The sequence below is a fragment of the Bullifex sp. genome (assembly GCF_034103065.1).
In the GTDB taxonomy this organism is placed as follows: domain Bacteria; phylum Spirochaetota; class Spirochaetia; order Sphaerochaetales; family Sphaerochaetaceae; genus Bullifex.
This window is the reverse complement of record NZ_JAXEGN010000096.1, coordinates 1-9,223: the sequence shown is the minus strand read 5'-3', so window position 1 is coordinate 9,223 and position 9,223 is coordinate 1. Positions and strand designations below refer to the sequence as shown.

The window sequence follows — 9,223 nt, the reverse complement described above, 5'->3', positions numbered from 1 at the left end:
AGATTTGTACAAACCTCTTTAAAGAGAGAATCATGAGGAGATGATACATAATTAATAGTTATGTAGTGAGCTAATTCATGAAGGGCTACATTAAAGATGGTATCAAAGTCATAATTAATTAATTTTGAATTAAGTAAAATTAAATTATTTTGAACATCATATTCACCAAGTGTTGAATCCTTTAGCCCACAAAAAAGAACATTTGGAATATTCTTTATATAGTTATATTGGCTCTGATTTAAACTTTGAATTAACTTTTCTTTTATTTTTATTCTTAATTGATTTGATTTACCAGAATAAACTGAGATTACTCGATTCATAGATGTATCATATTTATTTTTTAGGTTATATTAAAGGTGATGTTTACTTATAATTTAAAAGAAATTGAGAAGAAAGATATTGCAGTATATGGTCCATCAAGAGCTCTAAAAATTGTTTGTGGGCTTTTTGCTTTTTTTATTTTAGTAGGATTTCTTATTGTTTTTTCAGAAGAAGGGTGGAGTAATTCAGATATCTTACCTTTAGTAATTACATTCTTATTATTGCTTGTTGCACTTTATCGTGATAATTGGATTATCTCAAATAGAGATAAAGCATTTATTTCTGTTTGGGGATTTGGTCCTTTTGTTAAAAAAAATATTTATCCATATGAACAAATTAAAAGATTAGAATTAACACACTTTGTTAAAGGGATTCATGGTTCTATGGAGCAAAAGGCTACATTAACACATAAAGCTTATTGTGTTTTATCAATAAAAATGAAGGGAGAAGAAGAGGATAAGCACGATATAGAAATCATCCCTGAAAAATCATCTGCAGGTAAACTTGAACGCCTTGCTCCCTTAATGGCAGCTTATTCTGGTTTAGAATACTATGTTGACCGACCTAGAGAAGTAAAAATAGATCCGAAAAGGGTGTTTTAAATAAAAAAGTTCTATTATCTATAGGTGAAACTTTTATGAAATTAAAACAAGAAATGTTTGTTTTAGGTGAATGTTGTAAAAAATTATACGGTAGCAAGATTTCTAAAAATTGATTATCTTCCCCTTGAAGGTGGCTTAGTAAAGCTTGATGATAGTGATAAATCAAAGTTTAAATGTGATTTAGTTTTTACATGTAATCTTCCAAATATCACAGCTAGGAAAATCGTTAGGATTAACATCGATGTTCTAAATAAACTTTCTAAAGGTATAAATCTACCTAATAGAGCATTTATCTATGCATCAGGACTTATCGTAGAAGAAATAATGAGAAAACAAGAATATGAAAAGCTCACTAAGACTGTTTCTGTATGGTTTTATTCTTCAGCTTCAGTTGTAATAAAACTATATAAATAAGTAATGCTAAAGGAAAGAGTATTAAGAGATATCGCTAGATACAATAAAGCAAGAGACTAGTATGTGTAATTATTCTCAAATGATTTTAGATAACGTAATTGCTGAGGGTAGAGAAAAATGGGAATTCTTGAGCTTAGTTAATAAATAAAAGAAAAGGCTGTTATTAAACTTTATTGTTTTTTAACAGCCTTTTAGTTATTGTTTACTTTTCCTCATAGAGCCAACAAGCTACTTGGTGCTCTGGTCCACAATCAAACATTGGCGGAATGTTGCATGAGCACTTTTCCATCTTGTGAGGACATCTATCGTAGAAATAACATCCTTTTCTTTCCTTATCTGGAGAAGGTACGTCACCAGAAAGAATAATTCTCTGTCTTGATCTTTCTTTTACTGGATCAGGAATTGGAGCTGCAGAAAGAAGGGCAGTAGTGTATGGGTGTTTAGGATTGCTATACAGTTCATCAGCTTTACTGATTTCCATAACTTTACCAAGGTACATTACAACTACACGGTCACTAATGTGCTGAATAACAGCAAGGTCGTGAGCAATGAAGATAAATGTAATACCCATTTCTTTCTGTAAGTCAGAGATAAGGTTAAGAATCTGAGCCTGAATAGAAACGTCGAGAGCAGATACAGGTTCGTCAGCAAGAATAATCTTTGGATTTAATGCAAGTGCTCTTGCAATACCAATTCTCTGTCTCTGACCACCTGAGAACTCATGAGGATATCTATTTTTAAATGTCTTATTAAGACCAACTTTCTCCATGAGAATTTCAACTCTTTCTTCAATCTCTTCAACAGTCCATTTGTGATCTAATAAACCTCTTCTATTATAAATATTAAGTGGTTCAGCGATTATAGATCTTACTGTCATTCTTGGATCAAGAGATGCCATTGGATCTTGGAAAATCATCTGAATATCTTTTCTAAACTTTAGAAGAGTTTTGCTATCTGCTTTACAAAGGTCAACACCTTGGAAGATAACTTCACCTGCAGTTGGCTTATATAGCTGTGCGATAGATCTGATACATGTAGATTTACCACATCCTGATTCACCTACAATACCAAGTGTTTCACCTTCATTTACTGTGAAAGATACACCATCTACAGCTCTAATTGCACCAATTTGCTTTTTGAAGATACCACCATTATCGATAGGGAAGTGCTGTTTTAGATCCTTTACTTCCAAAAGTACTTTCTTATCATCAGCCATTCTTCTTGACCTCCTCTTCAGCTTTCTTAATCTCTTCCTGAGATGCATGGAGCCAACATGCACATGTATGTGTATCACTAAGCTGCTTTACTGGTGGATACATGTGTTCACAAATACCAATCTTCTTATGACATCTTGGATGGAAAGGACAGCAAGGTGGAAGATCAATAACGTTTGGTGGTTGACCTTCGATAGAGAATAACTTCTTATTCTTATCTGATTCGTCCATTCTAGGTACTGATGCAATTAAGCCCTGAGTATATGGATGTGATGGTGCTGCATATAGTTCGTGAGTAGGAGCCTGCTCAACAATTCTACCAGCATACATTACACATACGTTATCACACATACCTGCAACAACACCAAGGTCGTGTGTAATAAGGATTACAGCGGTCTTAAACTTTTTATTAATTTTTTGGATGAGTTCCAAAATCTGAGCTTGAATTGTTACATCGAGCGCAGTTGTTGGTTCATCTGCAATTAATACCTTAGCGTTACAGCTTAATGCCATAGCAATCATTACACGCTGTCTCATACCACCAGAGAACTGGTGAGGATAGCAATCGATTCTCTTTTCAGGAGAAGGAATACCTACTTCAGCAAGCATTTTAATTGCTTTTTCACGAGCTTCTTTCTTTGAAAGATTCTGGTGAAGACGAATTGTTTCAATCATCTGAGTAGAAATCTTTAGAAATGGATTTAAGCTTGTCATTGGATCCTGGAAAATCATGGAAATATTATTTCCTCTGATTGTTCTAAGTTCCTTTTCGCTCATTTTCATGATATCACGGCCTTCATACAAGACTTCACCACCTACAATTTTTCCTGGAGGGGAAGGTACTAAGCGCATGATAGAAAGGTTTGTAACACTCTTTCCACAACCAGACTCTCCAACAAGTCCGATTGTTTCTCCTTCATGAACTGTAAAGGAGACGCCATCTACTGCTTTTACAATACCTGCATCGGTTTTAAAGTATGTCTGCAGGCCTTTTACTTCTAATACTGGTTTATTCTGTTCGCTCATATTCGGTATTTCCTTTAAAGTTGGTTCTTACTCTGTGGGTCGAAGGCATCTCTTAAACCATCACCAAAGAAGTTCATGGCAAATAAGAATACAATCATTGCTACAGATGGACAGATAAGCTTCCATGGATAAAGTGTCATTGAAGCAACACCATCACCAATTAATGAACCCCAAGAAGCATATGGTGCTTGAACACCGAGACCGAGGAATGATAAGAAGCTTTCCTGCATGATGAATGCTGGAATTCTGATTGTTGAGTAAACAATGATAACTGAGAGTGAGTTTGGTACCATGTGGCGAAGAATGATGTGTGATGTAGATGCACCCATACTTCTTGCTGCTTCAACATACTCTTGGTTCTTTAAGCTCATAATCTGACCACGAACCATTCGTGCAATTGTAAGCCATGATACCATTGCAAGTGCAAAGAATAGGTTGAAAATCTTTCTACCAAAGATAGCCATACAAATAATTACTAAGAGCATGTATGGTAGTCCGTACATGATATCTACGAATCTCATTAAGTAGTAGTCTACTTTACCACCTCTATAACCTGCAATTGATCCTACTAAGATACCGATAAGTACTGAAGTAATTGTACCAATTAAACCAATTGCAATAGAAATCTGACCACCATAAATAATTCTAGATAGTAAGTCACGACCAAGGTAGTCCGTTCCAAGGAAGTATCTTCTCATGTGCTTTAAGCTAATTTCTACCTTAGCTGTAATGTGATCATTTACTTCGATGTCACCCTTGTATGGGAATTCAACAGAACCTTCTGCAATTTGAGCCTTCATCTTCTTCTCGATAGTCTTTTTAGCACTAGATTCGAGCTTACCGATAATAGATTCACAAGCTTTAGCTTCCCAATCTTTTCTTGACATGTTTTCAATTTCAAGATTTACAGCAGCTGTAATATCTTCTTCTGATGCATCAGCAAGGTTACCCTTAACTGTGTTGGTAACTTGTGATCTTATTTCCTTATTTAAAGACTCTTCAATTAAATCAGCAGATGCATTGATTTCTTTTGAATATAAATCCAATAAAGTTGCATAGTCGAGCTTTGAAAGCTTTACCTTCTTACCATTTAATAGGTAATAAAGATTATCGATAGTAATCTGGATATCTGTATTAATCTTATCAATGTATCTATCGATTGTCTTTTGCTCTGAGGAGTTGAAAGTAAATGTACCAGCTTCTCTTTGACTTTCACCTTCTTTATAGAGGTAATCCCAAACTTTATTAGTCTCATTCTTTAAAATAAGCTCTTCAACCATCTGGTTTTCATCTTCTGAGAGTACTAATCTACCAGCTCTCCAAGCCTTAAAATATAGGTTCTTATATTGCTGTTCAAGCATTAATTCACCAGAAGTCTTTGTAAGAGATGGTCTTAAATGCTGGTGGTCAATGATAGATTCATCGTATGGATAGATAGGAAGAAGTGAAGCAGAGAAGGAAATGATAGCGTAGATAATTACAACTACCATGCCAAAAACTGCCATCTTATTTTTCTTTAATCTTTTCCATGCTTCCTTAGTAAGGCTGTTTCCGACTACAACCTGGTTAAACTCGTTAACTGTTTGTTCTTTCTTTTTTCTCATCATTTTCCATCCACCTTATTTGTAAGTAATTCTTGGGTCAAGCTGTGCGTATACAACGTCTACGACAAAGTTCATGACGATGAGAATTGCAGAATAAACAATTACTACACCAACGATGAGTGTATAGTCACGGTTAAATGATGACTGAACAAAGAACTTACCTAAGCCAGGAACACGGAATACCTGTTCAACTACGATACTACCAGTGATAATACCAGCAAATGCAGGTCCAAGGTAGCTTACGATTGGAAGCATTGCACCCTTCATAGCATGTTTAAAGATGATGATACTGTTTCTCATACCTTTAGCTTTTGCTGTTCTAATGTAATCAGAACGAAGAGTTTCAAGCATTGAAGATCTTGTTAAACGTGCAATATCTGCATAGTAAGCGAAAGATAGAGCAACTGATGGAAGTACGATAGTTTTCCATCCAAGACCTTCTGTAAACCATCCTGAGGTAGGGAACCATCCTAACTTCATTGCAAATATGTATTGCAATAGTGGTCCTACTACGAATAGCGGAACTGAAAGTCCAAGTGCCGCAATACCCATAGGAAGGTAGTCGAGCAGTGAGTTTTGTTTAACTGCTGCTATAATGCCAAACGACACACCAAACAGCAGGGCAATAGCCATAGCTATACAGCCAAGATAAATTGAATTAGGAATTGAGTTAAATATCAAAGAGTTAACATCGTGGTCCTTGTACTTATAACTAGGTCCAAGGTCTCCTCTGATAACATCAAATAGATATCTTCCATACTGCTGCCAGAGAGGTTCGTCCATATGATACTTTGCTTCAATATTACGTTTTACAACTTCAGGAAGTGCTCTTTCCCCATCGAAAGGTCCGCCTGGTGCGATACGTACAATAAAGAAACTAAGAGTGATGATGATTAGCATTGTAGGAATCATGCCAATCAGTCGCTTAATGATGTATTTGGTCATAGGCCCTCTTATTTTAAAAAAAATGAATATTCTATTGGATACTATCAGCCATTGAAAATTTATGCAATAATATGTATAAAAATTCGACTGGTATTCAACTTATTATTTCTTATTGGATATTGAAAAGGGTTAATTATGAGTAAAAAAATATACATTGAAAGCCTTGGTTGTGCAAAAAACCAAGTCGATAGCGAAATAATTTTAACAATTGCAAAAGAAAAAGGTTACGAGGTAACAAAAGAGCCAAAGGAAGCTGATTTACTCTTTGTAAATACATGTGGTTTTATTGAAAGTGCTAAGGAAGAATCAATAAATACTTTCTTTTCATTAAAAGATAATTTTCCAAATGCCAAAATTATTTTAGGAGGCTGTTTAGCTGAACGCTACAGCAAGGAGCTTGAGTTAGAAGAAGCAGATGCTATCTTTGGAAACCATGATTTATCAAAATTTTCAAATCTTTTAGATGAATTAGAAAAGGCTGATGAGCAAATTGTATTAGCTCCAGAATATCCTGATCCTGATAAGGATAAAGATGATAGAAATGAATTTTTATCAATGCCACGTTCATGCTATTTGAAAATATCAGAAGGCTGTAACCATAGATGTAATTACTGTGCAATTCCAATAATTAGAGGTCCACTCAGAAGTAGACCTATGGATAATGTATTAGCTGAGGCAAAGAGATTAATTAGTGAAGGTTTTTATGAAATTAATTTAATTGCTCAAGATTTAGGTGCTTATGGTACTGATTGGGATGGTAAATCTCATTTTCCTGAGCTATTAAAAACTATTGCTGAGTTTGAAGGTAACTTTGTACTAAGACTTTTATACATCCATCCTGATACATTCCCATTAGAAATTATCGATATTATTAAAAATAATAAAAAAGTTTTACCTTATTTTGATATACCTTTCCAACATGCAAGTGAAAGAGTATTAAAAGGTATGAAAAGAACAGGTAATAGAGAAAAATATCTAGCTTTAATAAACAATATTAGAACTCAAATTCCTGAAGCAGTTATTAGAACAACCTTAATGCTTGGTTTCCCTGGAGAGGAAAGAGAGGACTTTGATGAGTTGTTGCGTTTTGTTCGTGAGGCTCGTTTTGATTGGATGGGTTCATTCTTATACTCAAGAGAAGAAGATACTCCTGCTTTCGATATGCGAGGTGAGAGAGAGCATAAGAAGGCAATTAAGAGAGCAACACCTTGGAAAGCTGAGCTTGAAGAGCTTCAGAGTAAGATAACAGAGGAAAATTTAGAGCGTTTTGTAGGTAAAAAGTACCTTGCACTAGTTGAAGAGAACATCAAAGGTGAAGATTTATCTATTGCACGTATTTACTCTCAAGCTCCTGAAGTTGATGGCCTAACAGTAATAATGGGTGAGGGGATTAACCCAGGTGATGTTGTTGAAGTGGGTATTAGAAAAGTTCGTGGAGTCGATCTTGAAGCTATCTTAATAAGGAAAGTCTTTTAATGGATAACTTATTAAATACATTAAATGATATGCAAAAAGAAGCGGTATTGGATTTTTCCAATCCACTTCTTGTCTTAGCTGGAGCTGGTTCAGGTAAGACACGTGTTATTACATCGAAAATTGCCTATGCAATAAAAGAGATGGGAATTAGTCCCTATAGAATTTTAGCAGTAACATTTACAAATAAAGCTGCTAAAGAGATGAGGGACAGAATTAACAATATGATCCCTGATGAAAATATTAATGGGCTTGAGATGAGAACCTTCCACTCCTTTGGCGCCTACGTTCTTCGTCGTTATGGAGATAGAATTGGCCTAAATAGTTCATTTACTATCTATGACGATGATGATTCATTAAATTTGCTTGCAAATTCTTATCCAGATCAAAAGAAGGCAGAATTAAGAGAATTTATGAAGCAAATTAGTAAGGCAAAGGATAAAGGTTTAGACCCAGATTCCAAAGAATTAAATGGAATTGCTTATCACTTACCTGGATTTAGAACTTACTATGCAACCTATGAAAAGGCTTTAAGAAGTTCAGGGTGTGTAGACTTTGCCGATTTAATAATTCGGACAACTGAATTATTAGTAAATAATGATGATGTTAGAGAATACTTTAAGTCTAGGTTTAAATTGATATTAGTTGATGAGTATCAAGATACTAACGCTTCTCAATTTAGACTATTAAAAGAGATTGTTGGTCCTGATACCCAGCTAGTAGTAGTAGGAGACGATGACCAGTCTATTTATAAGTTTAGAGGAGCAGAGATTAGAAACATCCTTTCCTTTGAATATGACTATCCTAATACTAGAATTATTAAGTTAGAAGAAAACTATCGAAGTACTAAGAATATTTTACGCATTGCATCATCTGTTATTAAAAATAATAAATGTAGACACGATAAAACTATTTTTACAAATAATGAAAGGGGTGATATGCCTGAATTAATTAGTGCAATTGATTCTGATGAGGAAGCACTAAAGGTTAAAATGTTAATTTCTCGCCTTCCTGATTATAAGTCTGTTGCTGTTCTTTATAGAACTAATGCTCAATCAAGAGAATTTGAAACAGCTTTTTCACGATATAGGATACCTTACCAAGTAGTTGGAGCACTACGTTTCTATGAGCGTGAGGAAATTAAAGATTCACTTGCACTATTTTCCATTGTGTTAAACCCTCGTGATCGTATTTCATTTTTAAGGGTTATTAATAAACCTGCAAGAGGTATTGGTAAGGGTGCAATTGAAAGCATCTTATCTTATTCAGATCACCTAATTGATAGCTTAGAGTTTGCAATTAAAGATAATAAGCTTACTGGAAAGGCTAAAAATGGAGCTTCTAAATTTTTAGCTATGATTAATAAAGCAAATAATATGCTTTCAGAAAATTGCGAGTTAAAGGATTTTGCTACATTCCTGCTTGAAGAAAGTGGAATAAAACAACTTTATGAAGATGAAAAAGATGAAGCAGTAAGAAGAGGTAGACTTGAAAACTTATCTGCATTAATTTCAGCTCTCAATGGTCTTGCTCCTGGAAGAGAAGGTCTTGTTTCTTTCTTAGAAAGTATTACTTTGGATAGAACTACACTAAACAATAGCGAAGAAGATGTAGAAAATAGCGT

General features: G+C 34.6%; 9 protein-coding genes. 4 read left to right on the top strand and 5 right to left on the bottom strand.

Features of this window, described 5'->3' with window-relative positions:
• Positions 1-320, bottom strand: a 320-nt coding sequence (locus SOY52_RS04015; RefSeq protein WP_320847693.1) for a SprT-like domain-containing protein, incomplete at its 3' end; no start/stop codon positions are given.
• 39 nt (positions 321-359) lie between these two features.
• On the opposite strand from SOY52_RS04015, the gene SOY52_RS04010 reads away from it, so the two are divergent.
• Together SOY52_RS04010 and SOY52_RS04005 are read left to right on the top strand one after the other, a co-directional pair.
• A complete protein-coding gene (locus SOY52_RS04010) occupies positions 360-923 on the top strand; it encodes a hypothetical protein (protein WP_320847692.1) in 564 nt (187 codons plus the stop codon).
• A 66-nt stretch (positions 924-989) separates the two neighbouring features.
• Positions 990-1,337: a hypothetical protein gene (locus tag SOY52_RS04005; RefSeq protein WP_320847691.1), complete on the top strand. Its 348-nt coding sequence runs from the start codon at positions 990-992 to the stop codon at positions 1,335-1,337.
• 202 nt (positions 1,338-1,539) lie between these two features.
• On the opposite strand, the gene SOY52_RS04000 is transcribed toward SOY52_RS04005, so the two are convergent.
• Genes SOY52_RS04000 through oppB form a run of 4 tightly spaced genes read right to left on the bottom strand, consistent with a single transcriptional unit; the run spans position 1,540 to position 6,126 of the window.
• Positions 1,540-2,553, bottom strand: a complete 1,014-nt coding sequence (locus SOY52_RS04000) for an oligopeptide/dipeptide ABC transporter ATP-binding protein (protein WP_320847690.1) — start codon at positions 2,551-2,553, stop codon at positions 1,540-1,542.
• Complete coding sequence (locus tag SOY52_RS03995) at positions 2,546-3,577, bottom strand: ABC transporter ATP-binding protein (protein ID WP_320847689.1); 1,032 nt, start codon at positions 3,575-3,577, stop codon at positions 2,546-2,548. Before SOY52_RS03995 ends, SOY52_RS04000 begins: the two co-directional genes overlap by 8 nt.
• Before the next feature lie 14 nt (positions 3,578-3,591).
• A complete protein-coding gene (locus SOY52_RS11170; RefSeq protein ID WP_414429586.1) occupies positions 3,592-5,184 on the bottom strand; it encodes an ABC transporter permease in 1,593 nt (530 codons plus the stop codon).
• Positions 5,185-5,196: 12 nt separating this feature from the next.
• Positions 5,197-6,126, bottom strand: a complete 930-nt coding sequence (gene oppB / locus SOY52_RS03980) for an oligopeptide ABC transporter permease OppB (protein WP_320847688.1) — start codon at positions 6,124-6,126, stop codon at positions 5,197-5,199.
• 135 nt (positions 6,127-6,261) lie between these two features.
• Here oppB and rimO point away from each other — a divergent pair, with 135 nt between their 5' ends.
• Together rimO and SOY52_RS03970 are read left to right on the top strand one after the other, a co-directional pair.
• Positions 6,262-7,602, top strand: coding sequence for a 30S ribosomal protein S12 methylthiotransferase RimO (rimO, locus tag SOY52_RS03975; RefSeq protein WP_320847687.1), 1,341 nt, complete (start codon positions 6,262-6,264; stop codon positions 7,600-7,602).
• Positions 7,602-9,223 (top strand): ATP-dependent helicase (locus SOY52_RS03970; protein WP_320847686.1); only part of this gene is annotated, 1,622 nt, incomplete at its 3' end. The genes rimO and SOY52_RS03970, both read left to right, overlap by 1 nt.

Bases quoted from the DNA above. Each gene is read 5' to 3' on its own strand.
- SOY52_RS04010 (WP_320847692.1), top strand. From the start codon at position 360: ATGTTTACTTATAATTTAAAAGAAATTGAGAAGAAAGATATTGCAGTA.
- rimO (WP_320847687.1), top strand. From the start codon at position 6,262: ATGAGTAAAAAAATATACATTGAAAGCCTTGGTTGTGCAAAAAACCAA.
- oppB (WP_320847688.1), bottom strand. From the start codon at position 6,126: ATGACCAAATACATCATTAAGCGACTGATTGGCATGATTCCTACAATG.
- SOY52_RS03995 (WP_320847689.1), bottom strand. From the start codon at position 3,577: ATGAGCGAACAGAATAAACCAGTATTAGAAGTAAAAGGCCTGCAGACA.
- SOY52_RS11170 (WP_414429586.1), bottom strand. From the start codon at position 5,184: ATGATGAGAAAAAAGAAAGAACAAACAGTTAACGAGTTTAACCAGGTT.
- SOY52_RS04000 (WP_320847690.1), bottom strand. From the start codon at position 2,553: ATGGCTGATGATAAGAAAGTACTTTTGGAAGTAAAGGATCTAAAACAG.